This window comes from Nocardia sp. NPDC003999 (genome assembly GCF_053604885.1).
Map to the genome: position 1 here is coordinate 36,099 of NZ_JBSGIB010000027.1, position 19,510 is coordinate 55,608.

General features: G+C 65.9%; 22 protein-coding genes. 15 read left to right on the forward strand and 7 right to left on the reverse strand.

What is annotated here, in order from left to right; translation table 11 throughout:
* Positions 1-433 precede the first annotated feature (433 nt).
* Positions 434-838: a hypothetical protein gene (locus ACWESM_RS32820; RefSeq protein ID WP_452495083.1), complete on the forward strand. Its 405-nt coding sequence runs from the start codon at positions 434-436 to the stop codon at positions 836-838.
* A gap of 139 nt (positions 839-977) precedes the next feature.
* On the opposite strand, the gene ACWESM_RS32825 is transcribed toward ACWESM_RS32820, so the two are convergent.
* The gene (locus tag ACWESM_RS32825; RefSeq protein WP_364433738.1) at positions 978-1,979 is read right to left on the reverse strand and encodes a helix-turn-helix transcriptional regulator; all 1,002 of its coding nucleotides are present in this window, start codon (positions 1,977-1,979) and stop codon (positions 978-980) included.
* A 93-nt stretch (positions 1,980-2,072) separates the two neighbouring features.
* Here ACWESM_RS32825 and ACWESM_RS32830 point away from each other — a divergent pair, with 93 nt between their 5' ends.
* The 3 genes from ACWESM_RS32830 to ACWESM_RS32840 all read left to right on the forward strand — a co-directional run bounded on the left by ACWESM_RS32830 (position 2,073) and on the right by ACWESM_RS32840 (position 5,336).
* A complete protein-coding gene (locus tag ACWESM_RS32830; RefSeq protein WP_364433741.1) occupies positions 2,073-2,495 on the forward strand; it encodes a VOC family protein in 423 nt (140 codons plus the stop codon).
* Between the two features lie 495 nt (positions 2,496-2,990).
* Positions 2,991-4,424, forward strand: coding sequence for an aminobutyraldehyde dehydrogenase (locus tag ACWESM_RS32835; RefSeq protein WP_364433744.1), 1,434 nt, complete (start codon positions 2,991-2,993; stop codon positions 4,422-4,424).
* Between the two features lie 165 nt (positions 4,425-4,589).
* Positions 4,590-5,336 (forward strand): ABC transporter permease, encoded by a 747-nt coding sequence (locus tag ACWESM_RS32840; protein ID WP_356967482.1) that lies wholly within the window; start codon positions 4,590-4,592, stop codon positions 5,334-5,336.
* Positions 5,337-5,387: 51 nt separating this feature from the next.
* On the opposite strand, the gene ACWESM_RS32845 is transcribed toward ACWESM_RS32840, so the two are convergent.
* A complete protein-coding gene (locus ACWESM_RS32845) occupies positions 5,388-6,044 on the reverse strand; it encodes a VC0807 family protein (RefSeq protein ID WP_452495086.1) in 657 nt (218 codons plus the stop codon).
* A gap of 227 nt (positions 6,045-6,271) precedes the next feature.
* On the opposite strand from ACWESM_RS32845, the gene ACWESM_RS32850 reads away from it, so the two are divergent.
* Positions 6,272-6,664, forward strand: coding sequence for a hypothetical protein (locus ACWESM_RS32850; protein ID WP_355074285.1), 393 nt, complete (start codon positions 6,272-6,274; stop codon positions 6,662-6,664).
* A gap of 73 nt (positions 6,665-6,737) precedes the next feature.
* Here the strand turns inward: ACWESM_RS32850 and ACWESM_RS32855 are convergent, their stop codons facing one another.
* The gene (locus ACWESM_RS32855; protein ID WP_356967487.1) at positions 6,738-7,115 is read right to left on the reverse strand and encodes a PPOX class F420-dependent oxidoreductase; all 378 of its coding nucleotides are present in this window, start codon (positions 7,113-7,115) and stop codon (positions 6,738-6,740) included.
* A 46-nt stretch (positions 7,116-7,161) separates the two neighbouring features.
* Positions 7,162-7,572, reverse strand: coding sequence for a dihydrofolate reductase family protein (locus tag ACWESM_RS32860; protein WP_397280910.1), 411 nt, complete (start codon positions 7,570-7,572; stop codon positions 7,162-7,164).
* Between the two features lie 90 nt (positions 7,573-7,662).
* Here ACWESM_RS32860 and ACWESM_RS32865 point away from each other — a divergent pair, with 90 nt between their 5' ends.
* The 4 genes from ACWESM_RS32865 (at position 7,663) to ACWESM_RS32880 (ending at position 10,332) form a co-directional block, all read left to right on the forward strand.
* Positions 7,663-8,115, forward strand: coding sequence for a winged helix-turn-helix transcriptional regulator (locus ACWESM_RS32865; protein ID WP_355074290.1), 453 nt, complete (start codon positions 7,663-7,665; stop codon positions 8,113-8,115).
* Positions 8,116-8,353: 238 nt separating this feature from the next.
* Positions 8,354-8,584, forward strand: coding sequence for a DUF6400 family protein (locus ACWESM_RS32870; protein ID WP_355074292.1), 231 nt, complete (start codon positions 8,354-8,356; stop codon positions 8,582-8,584).
* A gap of 297 nt (positions 8,585-8,881) precedes the next feature.
* Positions 8,882-9,712 carry an LLM class F420-dependent oxidoreductase gene (locus ACWESM_RS32875; RefSeq protein ID WP_355074294.1) on the forward strand — a complete coding sequence of 277 codons (831 nt, stop codon included), beginning with the start codon at positions 8,882-8,884 and terminating at the stop codon, positions 9,710-9,712.
* Positions 9,713-9,918: 206 nt separating this feature from the next.
* Positions 9,919-10,332 (forward strand): DUF1003 domain-containing protein, encoded by a 414-nt coding sequence (locus ACWESM_RS32880; RefSeq protein WP_364433762.1) that lies wholly within the window; start codon positions 9,919-9,921, stop codon positions 10,330-10,332.
* A gap of 74 nt (positions 10,333-10,406) precedes the next feature.
* Here the strand turns inward: ACWESM_RS32880 and ACWESM_RS32885 are convergent, their stop codons facing one another.
* Positions 10,407-11,015 carry a TetR/AcrR family transcriptional regulator gene (locus tag ACWESM_RS32885; RefSeq protein ID WP_355074295.1) on the reverse strand — a complete coding sequence of 203 codons (609 nt, stop codon included), beginning with the start codon at positions 11,013-11,015 and terminating at the stop codon, positions 10,407-10,409.
* A gap of 77 nt (positions 11,016-11,092) precedes the next feature.
* On the opposite strand from ACWESM_RS32885, the gene ACWESM_RS32890 reads away from it, so the two are divergent.
* The gene (locus ACWESM_RS32890) at positions 11,093-12,043 is read left to right on the forward strand and encodes a zinc-binding dehydrogenase (protein ID WP_364433768.1); all 951 of its coding nucleotides are present in this window, start codon (positions 11,093-11,095) and stop codon (positions 12,041-12,043) included.
* Positions 12,044-12,520: 477 nt separating this feature from the next.
* Complete coding sequence (locus ACWESM_RS32895; protein ID WP_356967498.1) at positions 12,521-13,213, forward strand: dienelactone hydrolase family protein; 693 nt, start codon at positions 12,521-12,523, stop codon at positions 13,211-13,213.
* A 195-nt stretch (positions 13,214-13,408) separates the two neighbouring features.
* On the opposite strand, the gene ACWESM_RS32900 is transcribed toward ACWESM_RS32895, so the two are convergent.
* The gene (locus tag ACWESM_RS32900; protein WP_452495088.1) at positions 13,409-14,743 is read right to left on the reverse strand and encodes a carotenoid oxygenase family protein; all 1,335 of its coding nucleotides are present in this window, start codon (positions 14,741-14,743) and stop codon (positions 13,409-13,411) included.
* Between the two features lie 330 nt (positions 14,744-15,073).
* Between ACWESM_RS32900 and ACWESM_RS32905 the strand changes: the two genes are divergently transcribed.
* From ACWESM_RS32905 to ACWESM_RS32920, 4 genes are all read left to right on the forward strand, one after another.
* Positions 15,074-15,838 (forward strand): potassium channel family protein, encoded by a 765-nt coding sequence (locus ACWESM_RS32905; protein ID WP_364433777.1) that lies wholly within the window; start codon positions 15,074-15,076, stop codon positions 15,836-15,838.
* A 265-nt stretch (positions 15,839-16,103) separates the two neighbouring features.
* Complete coding sequence (locus ACWESM_RS32910; protein ID WP_452495090.1) at positions 16,104-17,387, forward strand: serine hydrolase domain-containing protein; 1,284 nt, start codon at positions 16,104-16,106, stop codon at positions 17,385-17,387.
* A gap of 526 nt (positions 17,388-17,913) precedes the next feature.
* A complete protein-coding gene (locus tag ACWESM_RS32915) occupies positions 17,914-18,474 on the forward strand; it encodes a choice-of-anchor K domain-containing protein (protein ID WP_397280918.1) in 561 nt (186 codons plus the stop codon).
* 172 nt (positions 18,475-18,646) lie between these two features.
* The gene (locus ACWESM_RS32920; RefSeq protein WP_452495092.1) at positions 18,647-18,865 is read left to right on the forward strand and encodes a hypothetical protein; all 219 of its coding nucleotides are present in this window, start codon (positions 18,647-18,649) and stop codon (positions 18,863-18,865) included.
* Positions 18,866-18,992: 127 nt separating this feature from the next.
* Here the strand turns inward: ACWESM_RS32920 and ACWESM_RS32925 are convergent, their stop codons facing one another.
* Entirely contained in the window at positions 18,993-19,460 is a 468-nt protein-coding gene (locus tag ACWESM_RS32925) for a MarR family winged helix-turn-helix transcriptional regulator (RefSeq protein WP_355074309.1), read from the reverse strand.
* Positions 19,461-19,510: the final 50 nt, after the last annotated feature.

Genomic DNA, 19,510 nt, shown 5'->3' on the forward strand with positions numbered 1-19,510 from the left:
CGCGAGCCTCGCGTCAGAAGATTCCGTGCCTTTGGGCTACCCCGCCCATCGACCGAAGAATCACGTCGGTACGGGCGCGATCGCAGCCGCCTGGCTCCTCCGAACGAGACAGAGCCCCCTACTGCTCACAGCGAGCTGCGGACGATCTGCGTAGTCGGCAACCGTCCGGTCGGGACCTACCCCCGAACCTCGCGCTGTCTCCACCCACCGCCGCCCAGTGACTCTGTCGGCTGTCTGCGGTGAGCGGCGGTCGGCACCCCGCGCCAGTGCACGGCGCCACCGGGGGTCGACTCGGAAATCATCTCGAATTCCGCGCGCAGCGACACGCCATCGAGAACGCAGAGCGAATGCGGCCCACGAATCCAACGGCGGCTACACTCGGCCTCCGGACACCGCAGCCGAGGGGATGGCTCCCAGAACCTGGAGGACGGTAATGGCTGACTACGATCGAGTCGTTTCGCTGTCCCGCGAGAAATTCGAACAATCGGGACCGAGTGTTGCCGAACTCAGAGACGATACGAAGTCGACCAAATCAGATGACGGCGACATCGCACGGATGGAGCGGATCCTCGACCTGCGAGAGGGCATGCTCGCCGGCGACGAGTACTACCTCCAAAAAATCGTCTGCGAATGCGGAAGACGCCTCACCATGTACGACTTCGTCTTCACCGGTTTGGTTGACGCCGGCCATTCGAAGTCTCTTATCGTGCATACATTCGTCGGCAATAAGCTGGTGGTCAATGAAGCTCGGCCTATCCGGTGTTCCGCGTGCGCCAGGGTCTGCCCGCGCCCGTGGTATCGAATGCCGCAAAGTTACGGTTGCCGACCACCTGCGTGATTGTTCAGCCGAAGGCAACACCCTCTCGTATATCGCACCTGCTCGTCAGGTATACGGCTGCTCGGTGTGTTCGATCCCGGCGATCGGTTCGGGCCCGACGCGGTTCCGTGCTGATTCGAGTGCGCCGCCGGACAACGACTCACCCGCACACCTGCCGGCCGGGTCCGCTGTTCGCTGCGTCGGTGTAGCGGCGGGCCAGGTGGGCGAAAGCGGCGGTGAGTTCGGGCGGGCCGATGACCTCGATGTCAGCGTCGAACCTGCCGACAGAGCTTGCGAGCGCGGGCCACGACCACGAGCCCAGGACGATTCGGCAGCGGTCGGGACCGAGCGCCTCGACCACTCCGTCGTGGAGGAACGGTGCGATCTCGGTGGCGGGCAGGTGCAGGATGACCGCACCGCGGCAGGGCCATCCGCCGTTCGCGTCCGAACCGCGAAACCTGCTGCTCACGAAGGTGGCCACATCTCCCGCAGGGAGTTCGCGCGGAACGAAGCGGGGGCCGGTGGGGATGCGCGGGGTGATCCGGTCGGCTCGAAACGTCCGCCAGTCGTCACGGTCGAGGTCCCACGCCACGAGGTACCAGCGCCCTCCCCACGTGACGAGATGGTGGGGCTGCACTCGACGCGGCGGGTGCGCGGCGGCAAGCGGTGCGGACGCGCCGTTGTAGTCGAAACGCAGTACTTCGCGGGCATTGATGGCGGCGCCGATCGCCGTGAGAACCTCCGTGCCGACCTCGGGTGCGGACTGGTCGGCGGGCGGTGCGACAGCGGTGATCCGAAGAGTGTCCATGCGGTGGCGTAGCCGCGCGGGCATGACCTGACGGATGGTGGTCAGCGCTCGCGCCGCGGATTCTTCGATACCGGCGCCGGCGGTGGTGGCGATCTGCAGTGCGACGGCCAGGGCGACGGCCTGCTCGTCGTCGAACAGCAGCGGTGGCAGTTGTGTACCCGCGCCGAGCCGGTATCCCCCGTCCGGGCCTTTGCTGGTGACGATCGGATAGCCGAGTTGACGCAGCCGGTCCACGTCACGGCGTACCGTGCGCGGGCTGACTTCCAGCCGCTGAGCCAGCAGCATTCCCGGCCAGTCCCGGCGCGCCTGGAGCAGGGACAGCAGTGCCAGCAGTCGCACGGAAGTTTTCGGCATGTTTGTCATCCTGCCCGAAGTAGAGGACACAACCTGGCCACTACCCTTGCGAACGTTGCTCACGTCAGCCATCGAGCCGAATCAGGAGCAACCTTGTCCCTCACAACCACCACCCACCTGAACTTCCGCGGTGACGCCCGCGCCGCGCTGGCGTTCTACCAGTCCGTTTTCGGCGGCCACCTCGCCGTCGTCACCTACGGAGACGCCGGAGCTGTCCGTGACGAGTCCGAGGCCGACCAGATCATGTGGGGCCAGGTACAGGCCGACAGCGGGTTCCACGTCATGGCCTACGACGTGCCCTCGTCGATGGACTACCACCCTGGAGAGAACGGGTTCTTTGTCTCCGTGCGCGGAGAGACCGTCGACGAGGTGTCGGACTACTGGGAGAAACTCACCGCGGGCGCCACCGTGGTGATTCCGATGGGCCCGGCGAGCTGGGCGACCGCCTACGGGATGCTGCGGGACCGTTTCGGTGTGGTCTGGGTCGTCGACGTCGTCAGCGAATACAACGGATAACTCGTTGCGTCATCGGGGCGCTCCCGCCCCGATGCCCATCCGCCTTCCCCGCCGGGCCGCCTGGGACACTTCGCGTTGACGAATCTCATCTGCCGCAGAATCGCCGCCGCATTCCACCAACCCAATCGAATTCGCCGCCGCCTTCGTGGCCAGACGGGCCCCGAGCCATGATTCGATATCCCGATGGGCGGCGGCAACGCCGGTCGGCGGGGGGGTGAAGGCGGTGCACAACTTTTCCGACATCTGGAACGACAATATTCTTAGCGAGGCGGAATTCGTCGCAATCGGATGAAATGACGCTGTTCGGCGCGGATAAGCAGGACTCCAGCAGCATAGTCCTCGGCAGTCGCGAGAGGAGTAAAATCGATTCATTCGATATCGATATATCAAATATCGACGATAATTGATAGCCCGACGATGGCGACCAGATGCCGAGTCGACCGACCGTCCCACGCCAACGAATCGTCGACAGAACAGAGCGATCGAGGAGGCATCATGACAGTGGTTCAGAACTTCATCGACGGCAAGCTCGTCGACTCGGTCGGTGGTGCGACGATGGCACTGGTCGACCCCGCTACCGGCGATCGGTACGGTACCGCCCCGGTGTCCGACGAACAGGACATCGACAACGCGTACGCAGCGGCCGCCAGAGCGTTCCGCGACTGGAAGCGGACGACGCCGGCGCAACGCCAGAAGGCGCTGTTGGATTTCGCCGACGAGTTGGAGAATGCCGCCGACGCGCTTGTCGAGGCCGAGGGCCGCGACACCGGCAAGCCGAACCACATCACCTCGGCCGCGGAGATCCCGCAGATGCTGGACCAGACCCGATTCTTCGCGGGAGCGGCACGGGTACTCGAGGGCAAGTCGGCCTGCGAGTACCTGGCGGGCCATACATCCTGGATCCGCCGGGAGCCGATCGGCGTCATCGGGCAGGTGACACCGTGGAATTACCCGATGATGATGGCCATCTGGAAGTTCGTTCCCGCGATAGCGGCAGGCAATACCGTGGTGATCAAGCCGAGCGAAACCACTCCGGTGACGACGGTGATGCTCGCCGAACTGGCCTCCGAACACCTGCCGCCAGGTGTGCTCAACGTGGTAGCCGGTGACCGGGCGACCGGTGCGGCGGTGGTCGCGCATCCGACTCCGAAGATGGTATCGATCACCGGTTCGGTGGCCGCGGGCCGTGCGGTCGCGGAGTCGGCCGGGAGCCACCTGAAGCGCACGCATTTGGAGTTGGGCGGCAAAGCGCCGGTGATCGTGTTCCCCGACGCCGATATCGCTGCTGCCGCCCAGGGTATCGCGGCCGCGGGCTATTTCAACGCCGGGCAGGATTGCACGGCGGCCACCCGAGTGCTCGGTCACGGCTCTGTGGCCGACGATCTGACCGCGGCGCTGGCCGAGCAGGCCTGCGGCGCGACAACCACTTTCGGCAAAGCCGCCGATGACGAAGATGCCTGGGTGCCACCGGTCAACAACGCCGACCAACTACAGCGGGTGCTCGGCTTCCTCGACGAGGTGCCCGATCACGCTTCGGTCGTGGCCGGTGGACACCGGCAGGGCGACCACGGGTATTACGTCGAGCCGACGGTCATCGGGGGGTTGTTGCAGGATGACCGGATGAGCCAGAACGAGATCTTCGGCCCGGTGATCACCGTGCAGTCGTTCACCGACGAAGACGAGGCGATCCGGTGGGCCAACGGCGTCGAATACGGGCTGGCCTCCTCGGTGTGGACCAAGGATGTGTCGAGGGCGCTCCGCGTGTCGGCCGCGCTCGACTTCGGCTCCGTGTGGATCAACACCCACACCGCGCTGGTCGCCGAGATGCCGCACGGCGGGTTCAAGTCGTCCGGACACGGCAAGGATCTGTCGATGTACGGGCTGGAGGACTACACCCGTGTCAAGCATGTGATGGCCAAGATCGACTGAAGCCCCACGACGACGACAGCACAGCCGGTCGCCGCCACCGGCGGCACCATGCGCCAATTGCGGCGTCGCCATCACCTACTCGTGTGATCCAGGCCGGTCGGCGGCACAATCGCAACAGCGTAGGCAACGAATCCGGTGCCGTGAGCGAAGACGAAAGGGGCGCGGGTGCACGCGACCGTAGAGCCCGGCGTCGAACTGGCGGTGCTGTGCGTGGTGATGGTGGCTCTGACGGCCGCGTGGTATCGGGTGGCGCGATTGGGACCGACTCCCGTGGCTCCGCGCGCCGCGATCCGCGGCGCCGCACAACTCGGAATCGTCGCGCTGGTACTGGCCGCGGCGCTGGCACATCTCTGGTCCGCGGTGCTCGTCCTGGCCGTCATGTTCGCCGCCGCGGTGGCGACCGCCGCGCAGCGGTCCTCGGCCGGCTGGTCGGGAATGTGGCTCACCGTCGCGCTCGGGGCGGGAATCGGGGTGGTGGTGCCACTGATGCTGATCAGCGGCGTGGTCCCACTCACCGGTGTGGCGTTGGTCCCGATCGGCGGAATCGTGCTGGGCGGGACGATGACCGCGACATCGCTCGCCGCCCGTCGAGCACTCGACACGGTCGAACAACGGTGGGGTGAAGTGGAGGCGGCGATGAGCCTGGGCTTCACCGAACGCGAAGCACGACTCGAGGTCGTCCGTCCGAGTACGGGTGATGCGCTGCTACCGGGCGTCGACCAGACCCGCACAGTCGGATTGGTCACTCTGCCCGGCGCATTCATCGGTGTGCTGCTCGCCAGCGGTTCAGCCCTGCAAGCCGCCGCGGTACAGATGCTGGTTCTCACCGGCCTGCTGCTGGCCCAAGCATCCGCGGTAGCGGTGACCACCGAACTGGTCGCACGATCGAAGGTTCGCCGCACACCACGATAACGACACAATGGATCAGTACCAGCCGAAGGTGCCGCACCGACCCCGCGCCGGTCAGCCCCTGAGCGTCTTGCGCATCCGCTCGACCATCCGGACGGTGACGACCACCAGCACCGTCAACGTGGCCGTCAGCAGCACCGTGGACAACCACGCCATGGTGGGCACCGACAGCCGGTAGACCAACACGATCCGGGTCGCGGCCTCGACGACCAGTCCCACGCCCCACAATGCCGAGAGGCGGACGTGGGTGCGGCGGGCCAGCGCATTGGTGCGGTAGGTGTGCTCGATGACGGCCAGGTCGCCGGTCGCCATGACGCGGCGGGCGGCGTAGTAGGTCAGCGGTTTGCCGAAGAACAGGCCGATGAGGATTGTGACGCCGATACCGGCGGTCACCACGGATTGTTGCACCATGAGCGTGCGGGGGTCGCCACTGAGCAGCGACCCGATCAGTCCGATCACGAAGCCGCCCAGGACCATTCCGGCGAACAGGTCGATCCGGCGATTCCGCGCCACCTCCACGAGCACGGTCGCCGCGGAGGCCAGCGCCCCGGCAAGCAGCGCCATGAAATCGGAGCAGCCGAGCGCGTGCAGCACGAAGTAGGCCGCTATCGGCACCAGGATGTCGCGCGTCACGGGGGCGAACAGTTTTCGCAGGTCCGGACGCCCAGTGGCAACCTGCGCGGCGGGGGAAACGGTGTCGTCGACGATCATGGTGGGCAACTCCTGTAAGAACGGGCCGGACAGGAATCGAATCTACGAACGCGAGAGCCGTCCGGGATCTGTCAACCGTCACATGTCGGGCATGACAACTGTCATGCCGCGGTAGCCGCCCCTGAACGGCACCCGACCCGGACCCGCAGCCGTTCGACGTGGCGGAGTCGGCGTTCGGCGAGGACACTGAGGACGTAGCACCCAACTCGTCCCCAGGAGCACATGCGATGCCAACCAACGGGCCTTTCGGCATCGATCCGGAAGATTTCGAACGCGCACTGCGTGGGGCGGGCACCGAGCTCCGCGACCTGCTCGGGAAAGCCGGTGTATACCTGGATCGCGTAGATCACGCGACCGTCGGTTCACTGGCGTCGCTGCTCGGTCAGTTCGTCCAGCCACAACAGCCGCGTCCACCGAAACCCGAGGGCGAGACCACCGGGGAGACCGGCAGCGGGGTGTGGGTGATCTACAGAGTCGACGACATCGGCGAGGCCAAGGTCGAGCAGGTCTTTCCGAGCGAACTCGAGGCCTTGCGCGCGCATCGCGACAACACCGACGATCGCCGTCGGGTGCGGTTCCTGCCCTACGGGGTTCCGGCAAGTGTGTTGGATGCGCCCTGACGGCTGTACAACCACCGACTACCCCGATGCGATGGACGGTAGGGACATCCGGCCGGGGTGTAGCCCCGCGGTTTCAGCCGATGCTTTGACGGGTCGGCTCGATGAGCGCGATGAACCGCTCCTCTTGCCGCGAGTAGGGGTTGCCGGTGTATTTCGTCGAGATTTGGTCGACGATCTCCCATGCGGCGTCGCCTTCGAGCCATGCGACGACCCTGCCGCGGATGACGACCGGCCGGAGCGGGTTGTCGACCGGTGTGAGGGACAGTGCGATCCGGGGGTCGCGGCGCATGTTGCGAGTCTTGCGATAGCCGGGGCCGGTGATGATCGCGATATGGTCGCCGTGGGTGCCGGTCCAGACGGGGACGGAGTGGGGTGCGCCGTCGGGCAGGATGCTGGCGAGGTGGGCGATCGAGGTGCCTTCGAGCACGCGGCGCACTTCGGGGTCGAGCATGCTTGTCATCTCCTGGGCGTGAGTTCTCGGTATCGATATCGAAGGGTCAACGCTGAATCTCGTAGTGGCGGTGGGTGACTCCCGGCGCGGGAACGGCTTCGACCAGACGCAGACGCACCTGCTCGGGCAGCGCCCGGAAGAAGGGCCTGCCCTCGCCGAGCAGGACCGGCACCTGATGCAGAACCACTTCGTCGACGAGTCCCGCTTTCAACGCCTCGGTCACGACGCCGCCGCCCATGAGGGCGACATCCTTGTCGCCTGCGGTCTCACGGGCTGCCGCGATCGCGTCCTCGATGCCGGTGGTGACGAGGTTTTGGCGGTCGGAGATCTCCGGCGCGGGCGGGTGGCTGACGACGAACAGCGTCCCTCCATCGCCGAGACCGCGACCGGCCCCGGGGTCACGGCCGGTGATATATCCGTCGACCGATACCGCCAACGCGCTGAAAACCTTGCTCATCTCCACATTCCTCTCTGAGTTCCTTCAAGAGACTTCAGAACCGTAGCACCTTCAGTTCCCTGAAGGAACCCCAATGGGTAAGCTGTTTCCATGCAGCGCACGAACTTCAGCGGGATGGCGTGCTCGATCGCGCGGACGCTCGACGTCATCGGGGAGCCGTGGTCGCCGCTGGTCCTGCGGGATGTGTGGGTCGGGCTCAATCGGTTCGACCAGATCCAGGCCGACCTGGGAATCTCCCGCAAGGTCCTGACCGAGCGGCTGAACCACCTCGTCGATCAGGGGGTGCTCGTCCGGCGTCCTTACGACCAGCGGCCACGCTACGAGTACCACCTCACGAAGAAGGGTCTCGAGCTGGTGGACCTGCTCATGGTCATGACCCGCTGGGGTGACAGATGGCTCTCGGGCCAGGAAGGCCCGCCGGTACTCTACCGCCACCACGCGTGCGGCCGGATCAGCGACGTCGACCTGCGCTGCGCCCACTGCGGCGAGCCGATGCACGCGGAGGACATCGACACACTGCCGGGCCCCGGCGCAGCCGGATGACCCGCCCGCTTGCGTTGCGTCCAGTTGCGAGGGCGCCGGGTAGCGGGATTCGGGGCCTGGATCAATCGCTGGCCGAATACGCTTCCGATCATTCGCTCTACTCCGCCGTCCAGCGCATGTACGGACATCGAATGTGACGAAGGCATATCACAGAACGTGATGCAGATCATTGCGCCAAAAGGTGTGGTTGGGCATCGTCGTCCATTCATTTTGGAAAGAACCTGGTTGGAGATGCCGAATGGCCGACCATAATTTCGCTTACGACCTCACGCTGGACGAGGCACGACGGCGCAGCGCCGTCTTGGCGGCGCTCGGAGACGACTGGGATCCGGTCGCGGTGCTCGCCGAGGAAGAGCTGGCGTACACCATGCTGTACTCGAATCTCGACGATGAGCAGCAGCGAATCTACGAGGAACTCGTCCAAGCGGGGATCCTGCCGGATCGAGCGACACGCGATACTGCGCACTGATCCGACCGCCGAGCACGAACCGTGACCGGTGTTCGGCGTGTGCGACAGCCCGACCGCCGGACGGATCGTCCCCGAGCCGGCATCCGGAACTCATCCAGAGCTGTCGCGGGACCAGGGACACGGCCGAGTGGTCGGACTGCACCCGGGTCGTAGGCGCCGGTCGTCCGCACCGTTATCGTTTTCCTGAGGAAATCTTCGCCCGCCGGCGTCCACGCCCGCGTGGGCCGGGACGCGAAACGGTATACCTTCAGCGGCGGGTCGCTGACCAGCGGAGGCAAAAGGAAGGTTCGGACGTTTATGGCGATCGACGGTCTCGGACGGTACGGAGTATGGCGCGGCTACCGGGGATTCGCTCCCGCGGATGCCGCCGAACTCGAGGGTCTCGGTTACAGCGCGCTGTGGCTCGGTGGGTCGCCGCCCGCCGACTTGCCGGTGGTCGAGTCGTTGCTCGAGGCGACGGAGACGTTGATCGTCGCCACCAGCATCGTGAATATCTGGACGGCACCGGCTAATACGGTCGCCGAATCGTTCCACCGGATCGAACAGCGATTCCCCGGCCGCTTCCTGCTCGGTATCGGCGTGGGGCACCCGGAGGCCAACAAGCCGTATCAGAAACCGTACGACGCGCTGGTGGAGTACCTCGACGAGCTCGACAAGGCCGGGGTGCCGAAGGAGCGGATCGCACTGGCGGCCCTCGGGCCGAAGGTGCTCGAACTCTCGCGCGAGCGCACCGCAGGCGCGCTGCCGTATCTGGCTCCGCCGGAGCACACCGCGCGGGCGCGCCGGATCCTCGGCTCCGCGCTGCTGGTCGCGGAGCAGAAGCTCGTGCTCGACGACGATCCGCAGCGGGCGCGCGAAGTCGGCAGGCAGATGGTGGACATGTATCTCGGCCTGCGCAATTACGTCTCGAACCTGCGGCGTCTCGGCTTCTCCGAGGACGATGTGACCAAACCGGGCAGTGACCGTCTCATCGATGTGCTCACGGTGCACGGCACGCCCGTCGAGGTCACCGGGCAACTGGTCGAGCATCTGAAGGCTGGTGCCGATCACATTGCGCTGCAGGCATTGGATGCGGACTATCTCGGCTCGCTGCGCCAACTCGCGCCGCTGCTGACCGCGGCCGACTGAATCACCGTGCCGGGCCGCGTTCTCGTGAGGCCGGCCATTCGCTGATCCACGTCGATCGACGGTTCGATGGGTGCGCACAGCGGTGTCGAGCACTGGCGACGGATGCGTCCGCTGCCGCAGAGGTAGCCGGAGTCGGAGGGTGTGCAGGCGGCGGCCGATAGTATTCCGGCGTCGTCGCCCACAATCCTCCTGCCGGGGAGCCCACTATGTCCCAGCCGCCGAATCCCGCCCAGCACCCGGTCGTGGTGGACTTCCACACCCGCCGCCGCGACAACTGGCAACTACGCCTCGCGGACTCGATCACCCGCTTTGCCGGATCGATGCCGTTCGTCTACCTCCACGCGGCCGGATTCGCCGCCTGGATGCTCCTCTGCGAGGAAAGCCCTTGGCCGACATTGACTCTCGTGGTATCCCTCGAGGCCATCTTCCTCTCGACGTTCGTGATGATCGGACAGAACCGAGCGGCCGAGTTCCAGCAGCTCAAAGCCGACCACGACTTCGCCGAGGAAGAGCTCGAACTCAAGACCAACACCGAACTCACCCGCGCCATCCACGCCATGACCACCGAACTGCACCGTCGCATCATCGAGGAAACGCCCGACCAGGCCGAGCGGTTGTGATCGCGGTCGACCGACCGGCACGACAGCGCGCTGCCACCGTCCCGCGGTGTTGCGTTGCGGCGGAAAGCGACTCCTTACCGCGCACGCGGCATTGCCGACAGCGGACCGTTCTCAGGCGAGGCGCGGAACGCCTGGATCATGAGCGCGGCGAAGCGCCGCGAGGCCGCCACCCGGGTCTGCGAGCCGGCCCGGATTCCTCGGTGTGCCATGAGCATGAGGCTCAGGTCGGCGACTGCGAAGTCGGGTCGCAGCTGCCCGGTCTTCTCGGCGCGGCGGGCCAGTTCGCCGACCGCCCGTAGCGCAGCGGCACGTTCGGCGGCGAAGTCGATTGCGTCGGGAAAGGTCGAGGTGAACGCCTCGGTGAAGGCGCGGTTGTCGGCGTGCAGCGCACAGATGTTCTCGATGAACTGGCAGAAGCCATGCCAGGGATCCGGGTCGGACAGTCCTTGCTCGACGAGGGCGCGGCAGGCGCGCATCTCACCGGCGAACGCGGCGGTTGCCAGGATCTCCTTGGTCGGAAAGTGCCGGTACAGCGTCGCGGGCCCGACCCGGGCATGGCGGGCGATATCGCGCATCGGCACGGTCATTCCCTCGGCGGCGAACAGAGCCCGCGCGGCGTCCAGGATGCGTTCGCGGTTGTCCCTGGCATCCGAACGCAGAGTGTGAGGCAAACGGTCGGCCACCTCTCTCACTTTAGCTAAGCGGACGCATGCGTCCGTTAGCGTCGGCTCGGGGGGCTGACGGGAGACGAGGAGAGCCAGTGAAAGCCATCGAGATCCGGACCTTCGGAAGCCCTGACGGCATGGCAGTGGCCGACATTCGCATCCCGTCGCCCGCCGCAGGTCAGGTGCTCGTCACCACGGAGGCGATCGGCGTCGGTGGAGTGGACGCGGTGATCCGGCGCGGCACCCTCGGCGGTTACGGCTTCCGGGAGGGGCACATCCCCGGCAGCGAGGTCGCCGGGGTCGTGACCGCGGTCGGCGCGGGTGTCGACCGCTCGTGGGTGGGGCGGCGGGTGTGGGCGTTCACCGGGGTCGGCGGCGGATATGTCGAACATGCCGTTGCCGCCGTCGAGCAGATCCTCGCGCTGCCCGAGCACCTGTCTCCGGCCGCGGCGGTCACCCTGGGCAGCTCCGGAGTCGTGGCGCACTTCGGTCTCGCTCACGCCCGCTTCGCCGCAGGCGAGTCGGTGCTGGTGCGCGGAGCGGGCGGCAGTATCGGAATCTCGGCCGTGCAGCTCGCCGCTCGCGCCGGCGCCGCCGCGGTCGCGGTCACGACCTCCTCGCCGGAGAGAGCCGATCGGCTCCGCGCCCTCGGCGCCACCCAGGTGTTGGACCGCGCCGGGACCGGCGGCGCGGACTACGACGTCATCATCGACATCGTCGCCGGCGCCGCCGTCCCGTCGTTCCTCGGCAAACTCGCGCCGAACGGCCGCATGGTGGTCGTGGGAATCGTCGCGGGCTATCCACCGGCCGATTTCGGTATGACGATGATGACGGCGTTCCAGAAGTCGCTCTCCTTCGCAACCTTCAGCGCCGACACCATCGACCACACCGCCCAGCGAGCGATCCGCGCCGAGCAGTTCGCCGCCGCGGCTCGCGGGGAACTGGATGCGGTAGTGCACGAATTGCTGCCGCTGGAGCAGGCCGAGCTGGCGCATCGGAAGATGGACGCCGGAGAGGTTTTCGGTCGCATCGTCCTGACGCCGTGAGCGATCGCGTCACCGAAATCCAGCGCCAGGTCTCCGCGCCCCGGCGATTTGCCCCTCCCGCGCCACCGGAAAGATTTCTCGGCGGCCGGACCTCCCAGCCCCCGACCGCCCGATTCGGCTCGACGCGCTCCATCGGATTCACAGGCCGTATCGGTTTCAGAGGCGGCGTCGGTACTGCCATGGCCCCATCATCCCCTGCCTTCCGCGGTGGACCCCTACGTTCGACAGCCGGAAGCGCCGACGATCGCAATAACTTAGTGCTGGTTTCAATTCGAGTTCGATGGTGCGGGCGGTGAGGTAGCTTCTGTTCGACCGGCTGGGTCGAGCACAGGCGTGTCGACCTGGAAAAGGCTCCTGAACTGGGATAATCGGAGTTTGCGCAGCAGACTCGACACCGCATTCAGCTGGCCGTGTGGATGTCCACCGCTCGACGTCCCGACAAACTCGCCCCGACCCACCGAAGGAAGTCAGAGCGCCATGACAGACATCAGCATCCAGACGCTCGACGAAACCATCGACGCGGTGCTCGAAATTCCGTCCGGCGAGGGACCTTGGCCTGGCGTGGTCGTCATCCACGACGCCCTTGGGCTCCGCGACCCCCACCGGGAGATCGCGCGTCGCATCGCCGGCAACGGCTATCTGGCGATCGTGCCCAACCTGTACTCCCGCGGCGGGATGATCCGCTGTATGCGCTCGATGTTCAACGATCTCATGGCCTATGAAGGCCGCACCTTCGACGACATCGCGGCGGCACGAAAATGCTTGGCAGAAAGGTCCGACTGCACCGGTGCAGTCGGCATCGCCGGATTCTGCTCGGGCGGCGGGTTCGCCCTCGTCGCCTCTACGAAGGGTTTCGGCGCATCAGCGCCGTTCTATCCACCGCCCCTGCAGAGCAAGTACGCCGAAATCGTCGAGGGCGCGTGCCCCATAGTCGCCAGCTTCGGCCGACGCGATCCGATGAACCGGGGTAGCGGCCCGCGCCTCGAAGAAGTGTTGACCCAGAAGAAGATTCCACACGACGTCAAGACCTACCCCGACGCGGGCCACAGCTTCGCCGACCGCACTCCCGTGCAGGCGGTGGCGCGCATCTTCGGGTTCGGCGAGAACGAGAAAGTCGCCGCGGACGCGTGGCAGAGGGTATTCACGTTCTTCGGCCAGCACCTACGGTGACCGCGACGCCGCGAGATCGGCGTCGGGGAGCCTCCGCCCGCGTTGTCGGACCAGTAGAGCATCGAACGCTCCCCGCCGTCCGCGACGGCGGCCCCGGACACCGCGGCATCGGCCGCACACCTGCGCGCCGCGCTGCCTCGACACACGGATTGGAGGAGACCGCGCGGGCGGTCGGCGCAACAGCTGGAGATGGAGTCAAGAGGGGATCCAACTGCCGTGGAAGCCGGTGGGGATTCGGACGGGCAGGTGGACTTCGGCGATGGGAGGGCTGGCGAGGTCGGCGGCGTCCAGAATCAGAAGGTAGCCGTTTCCGTGAAGACGATCGTGGGCGAAACTCATCAGGTATCCGTCGTTTTCGTCCGTCGCCTGGGCGCGCGGGACGAACACGGCCTCACCACAGGTACGCCCTTCCGGCAGTCGGTGAGTGCGCCGTGAGGCGCCGTCGGCGAAGTCGTAGCGGTAGATGCGGGAGTGGCTCGGTTCGGCTTCGAGCGAGAAGCTGACCAGGTAACCGAAGCGGTGGTGGAGCCCGACCGTGCTGTCGGCGACGCGCGGATACTCGACCACCGCGTCGTCCACCTGCTGTTCGGTGACGGTGCCCTCGGCAAGCAGCAGGCGCCACTGGTGCAGGCGTGGCAGCCCGCCGCCGATATCGTCGCTGCCGTCCCGCCACAATGCTGCCACCCGCGTACCGGTGAGGGTGATGGCGCCGTCGGCCTCGAAGGCGTTGAGGGTATGCCACACATAGCAGGGTTCGATGTCGAACCAGCGGACCGGGCCACCGGCGCGGGCCATCACCCCGAACCGCGCGTGATGTCCGTCGTCCCAGCGCCACGCTGCGGTGACCTGGTCGAACACGACCGGCAGGTCCATGAAGACCACATGGTGCCGGGTCACGGCGAAGTCGTGCATCATCGTGGCGCGCGGAAGTTCGATCGGCTGGGTCCGGAGCAGCTCGCCGGAGGGTGACACACGTTGGTAGGTCAGATACGGCGGGCGCAGTCGGTAACCGAAGAACAGCAACTCGCCGGATTCCGGACAGATCTTGGGGTGCGCCGTCATCGGCGTTCGCAGCGCGCCGTCGAAGGTGAACGGTCCGACGGTCTCCAGTTCCGGCGTGAGCTGGTAGGGGAAGCCGCCTTCCTCGAGCGCCAGAAGTCGGCCCGCGTGGCTGACGACGTGAGTGTTGGCCGTGGTGACCCGGTAATCCATCGTCGCGGTCGCCGGGTCGAAGCCGAGTTCGAAGCGCGATCGGCCCGGGTGGCGGTAGAGCGGGGTGCGCACGTAGCGGTTGCGATACCAGCGCGCGCGTCCTTCCGTCAAGGCGACCGCGTGGACCATGCCGTCCCCGGCGAAGTAGTGCGGTGACCAACCGGTCCGTGGGTTGGGACCATTACGCACGAACATTCCGTTCAAGTCTGCGGGTATTTCTCCGATCACCTCCGCTGGTTCCACGGTGCATTCCTCGGTGACCGGCGCGTTGTTCCCGGCCAGATGCAGTGGCACGGCTGCGTGCGACGGCATTGTCATCGTCGGATCTCCCTTCCCTGGATCGCCGTGTCAGGATGCCGAGACAATTCCCGAACAAACAGACTTGTTTTCGGCGAAGCCCTGAGCCGCTCACCGAACTCCCAGCTCAGCGCCGCGCAAGAAAATATGCGCGACTCGATCACCGCCATCCGCGCCGGCGGCGGCCGTCGCGGATGGCGCCGGCCGACTCACCGCTGGAATGACGACCGGGATAGGCACGGTGACCTGGGTTCCGTGTGAGAATCGGCTGGAGAACGGCCGGTCTTTCGGGACTCGGCGGCCGAACCCGCGGTGTCGCCGACACCGCTGCGCAGCGACACAGGTAGTCCGATGACCGAAACACATTCCGAGTGCACCCGCAGAGAGTCCTGGGAGCGGACGACCGGCATCCCCTTGATGGTGCTGGCCGTCGCGTTTCTCTGCGTCTATGCCTGGCAGGTGCTCGATACCGGGGCATCGCCTCGCCTGGACGCCTGGCTCACCCGGGTCGACGTGCTGATCTGGGCGGCGTTCGCGCTGGATTTCGCCGTGCGGTTGGTGCTGTCCGGGAACCGGTTGCGATTCCTGCGTACCCACCCGGTCGACCTGTTGATCGTGGTGTTGCCGCCGCTTCGCCCCCTGCGGCTGCTGCGGGCGGCCATGCTCGTGATCGGCACCCTGAACCGGAACACGACGACCAGAGCCAGGCTCGCGGTATTCGTCGGAACTAGTTCGCTACTGCTTCTGCTGCTGTGCAGTCTGGCATTCTTCGACGCCGAGTACGGGGCGGCCGACAGCAAGATCCACAATTTCGGTGACGCGCTGTGGTGGTCGATGGTGTCGGTGACCACCGTCGGCTACGGCGATGTGTATCCGGTGACCACCGAAGGCCGTTTGATCTCGCTGATCCTGATGACCTTGGGCATCGGCCTGATCAGTTTCGCAATCGGCACCACCACCAGCTGGGTGATGGATCAGCTGAAGAGCGTCGAGGCGAATGTGGAGAGTACCGATCGGGAGATCACCGAACTCGTCGCAGAGATCAGAGCATTACGTGCCGAGGTGGCCGCTCTGCGATCCACTGGGATCGAGCCGGATACCGTGCCGGCCGAATGACCCACGCATCCTCGGTGACAATGCCCATCTCCGGCGAGAGTCGCCAACGCGACCCTGCGGTGTCGGCCGGATTTCAACATGATTCGCCACAGCCGCGACCACCAGCGGATGCGGGCCGGTGCGGGGCCGCCCCTGCAAGTAGGGGCGCGCAGGGTCGTAACCGGGGGTGAGGTGGGGGCGATGAGCCAGGTGGAGTTCGTCGAGAGCGGAGGCCGGCGTGGGTCGAGCTATGAGAAGTGTTGCGGTGGTCGCTATTACGGCGGCAATGTCGATGTTCGGGATCGGTGCGCCGGTGACGGCGCATGCCGAACCGGACGGGCTGAGGCATTGCGCGGTCAGCAGTGGACGAGTACCGGAAACAGCGACCCCGGAGGAGGTCGGACTCGATTCGCCCGCGCTGCGCCAGGCGGTGGCGCTCGCGGCGGATTCGACCCGCACGACGCTGCAGATCTTTCGGAACAATTGCCTGATCGCGACCGGCCCGAACACCGCGCGGGCCGCCGGTGTGCCGTGGAATCTATGGAGTAGCACCAAGAGTGTGGTTTCGATGGTAGCCGGGATCGCGGTCGACGAGCAGCGGCTGCGGCTCGATGACCCGATCGGCGCCTATCTGCCACCCGAGCTCGGTGATGCCGGACATCGCGCGATCACGGTGCGGAATCTGCTCATCGAATCCAGCGGCATGCGGGTAGCGGTGGCCTCGGAGGGCATCACCGGGTTGGCGCAAATCGACCCGAATGTGGTGGCGCAGGCGCTGGCGATGCCGATCGATCAACAGCAGGGCACCGAGTGGCGCTACAGTCAGCGCGCTGTCGATCTGCTCGTGTACGTCATCCAGCGTGCGGTCGATGAGGACTTTCAGACGTACGCGCAACGAAAGCTCTTCGATCCGTTGGGAATTCCGCCGACCGACTACTTCTGGGGACGGGACCGCAGTGGAAACACCTACGGTTACGCGCATCTACTGCTGCCACCGGACGACTTCGCCAAGCTCGGACTGCTGCTCACCAATCGCGGCCAGTGGGGCGGTCACCAGATCATTTCCGCGGAATATCTCGCGCAGGCAGGCCGGCCCGCCCCGACGAACCCATGCTATGGCTTCCTGTTCGTGGTGAACGGGCCGGACTGCGGCAACTACTTTCCTGGACTGCCGCCGGATGCGATGCAGATGTCGGGAATGATGCGCCAGGACAATTTCGTGGTGCCGAGCCTCGGATTGATGGTCAGTTGGACCGGTGTCACGGTGCCGGGGAGCGCGTTGAGCTTCCCGCACGATGTCCTGCGCGCGGTCGGCGCCGCCTTCCGGGACCCTCGCATACCCGCTGCGGCGCCCTACGAACAGCAATCCGATGTCCAACTGTCCGATCCGATGATCTCGAACCCGGACGCGACACTCGCCGCACTCGGCATCGGCCCGATGGCCTACCCAGGTTGCAACCCGCTGTCCTGCCTGGGTAAACCCATGTCCGCACCGTTCGCGAATTGGCCACCGGGTTGTTTCATACTCGGCTGCGTCGGCCCGCACCCGGTGACCCCTGGAATTCCGTAGCGGCACAACGCGTATATGCGGCCAAGGTCATCTCGCTGCCCCGCGGCGCCAGCACTTCTGCGCTGGGCGCCGCGGGCTGCGGCGTGCCGCGATCCGCGTCGCGCACCACGCCGCCGCCGACATATCACGACGCCGGGCCGCGCAACCGAATCCGTAGTTCCTTTTGGTCTCATAGCATTCGAAGACAGCTCCGAAAGATGTTCGCGACGAACTGGACTTGGCGATCGATGCGCACCCAGCAGCACTCCTACGCGAACACGTCGCCGAACAGGATGGCCCGACTCACCTTCGTCGGTGAGCACGCCCTCGACCAGTGGCTACGACACCCCTGAGATGCGCGCACCAACCTGCCTTCACCGTCTTCGGCGCGCATGGGTCCAGCGAAGATCTCCGAGTAGTAGCTCGACCCAATTATTCCTGTCGCACAACCGATTTCGATGACAGGTCGCCCTCTGTGGGGGATGATGTGTCTCACGGTAGATAGGCAGTTCGCCGATCGGTCCGGAAACAAGGGGGCATGTCTGTCATGGGGAAAGTGGACACCAGAGGTGTTTGGACGCGCGTCAGCGTGGACGAGTCGCAGTTCGAGGGTTTGCGACAGCCCGGAGTCAGGTCGAGCGCGGGCATCAAATCGAGTATCCGATGGGGCGGCAGCCAAGACGAGGAGAAGAGCGGCTACGACTTCACCGGCCTCACCGATGTCGACGCGCGCCTCGACGGCCAGAACTTCAGGCTCGGCATATTCGCACACTACAACCGTCGAATTCATCTGCCACACAGTCAGTTCTCGGTTTTCTTGAAGGTCACCGTCGACTTCCAGGATGAGGGATTCGACCATACGTTCACCCTGCGTTTCCGTCACGACGAGACGCCCAACCAGCCGGGTGACGTCGCCGATGTGGTGAGACCGCCGGTAGTCCACGAGAACGACATCGTCCGCGTCGACGGCACCGAATACCTGGTGACCATCAGCGGTTTCCTGGATGACAAGGATGAAGTGAAGCCGTACTTCGAAAATCCCGAAGGGGAAATCAAGAGAGTCTGGCTCGTTGCGAAATTCGAACCCCAGGCTGAGCCGGGTTCCTGAAGATACTCGCCCGGTGCCCATCCTATGTCCTGGTGTGGCGGGACGCTGATGTAAACGGCCACTTCACGGCCGGGCCCGACGGCGTGTTCGCCGGGCCCGGCCGCGGCAGTCCAGCGTGCATGATCGACCACCGTGACCCGGGCGCAGCTAGCCGCGCCGACGGTCTTTCCTTGTGGCGCTATCGGCCGCGATGCACGCCGCCGGAGTCCCGAACGACCACGTGTCCATGTGCGTCATCTACGGCATCAAGCCGAACGGGGATCTGCACTGGTATCGCCACGACGGGGGGCGGGACGGCACGGCGACGTGGACGGCCGGTGCGGGTGGGAAGAAGATCAGTGGTGGCTGGGACATCTACAGCGGATGTCCTGGGAATCGCGGCTCCGCTTGATGCACGGTTCGGCTCCCCCAGAGGCTGCCCTTCGGGGGAGCGTCTACGTCGTCCAGAATCAGGCGGAGACCGCCGACGTCGGTCACGGTTGGCCTGGAACAGCTCTTTCGGGTCGGTGTGCCGGCGCTTATCGACCTGCGACCGACGCAGGTGAGTCCGCTCGGGTGACGAGCCGGGAGACGAAGACCCGTTCCAACAGTTCGTACAGACAGTCGCGGTCCTGGTCGCTGAGCCTGTTCAGGCCGTCCTGGGTGGCGCGCATTTTCGCCCGGATCGTGTCGGTTATCTGTTCGCCCTCGGGCGTGATGACGAGATTGGTGACGCGCCGGTCGGCTTCGCTGGCCTCTCGTCGCACGAGGCCACGCTTCTCCAGCCGGTTGATGATCCCGGTGACGTTGGAGGCGTCGCAGGCCAAGGTCTCGGCCAAGGCGCGCATCGCGACGGGCCCTCGGCGCAGCACGGTCAGCGCCTTGCCCTGGCTCGCCGTCAAGTTCTCGCTCGCCGCCGCGACGGTGAAGTCGCCGTAGTAGACGCCGAGCGACACCGAGAGCAGCTCCATCAACTGGGCCGTGTCGACGCGGGGAGCTTCTGCCATGGCAACCAGCCTATCCGCAGAAACTTGACTATCTCAAATATTTACCCTTA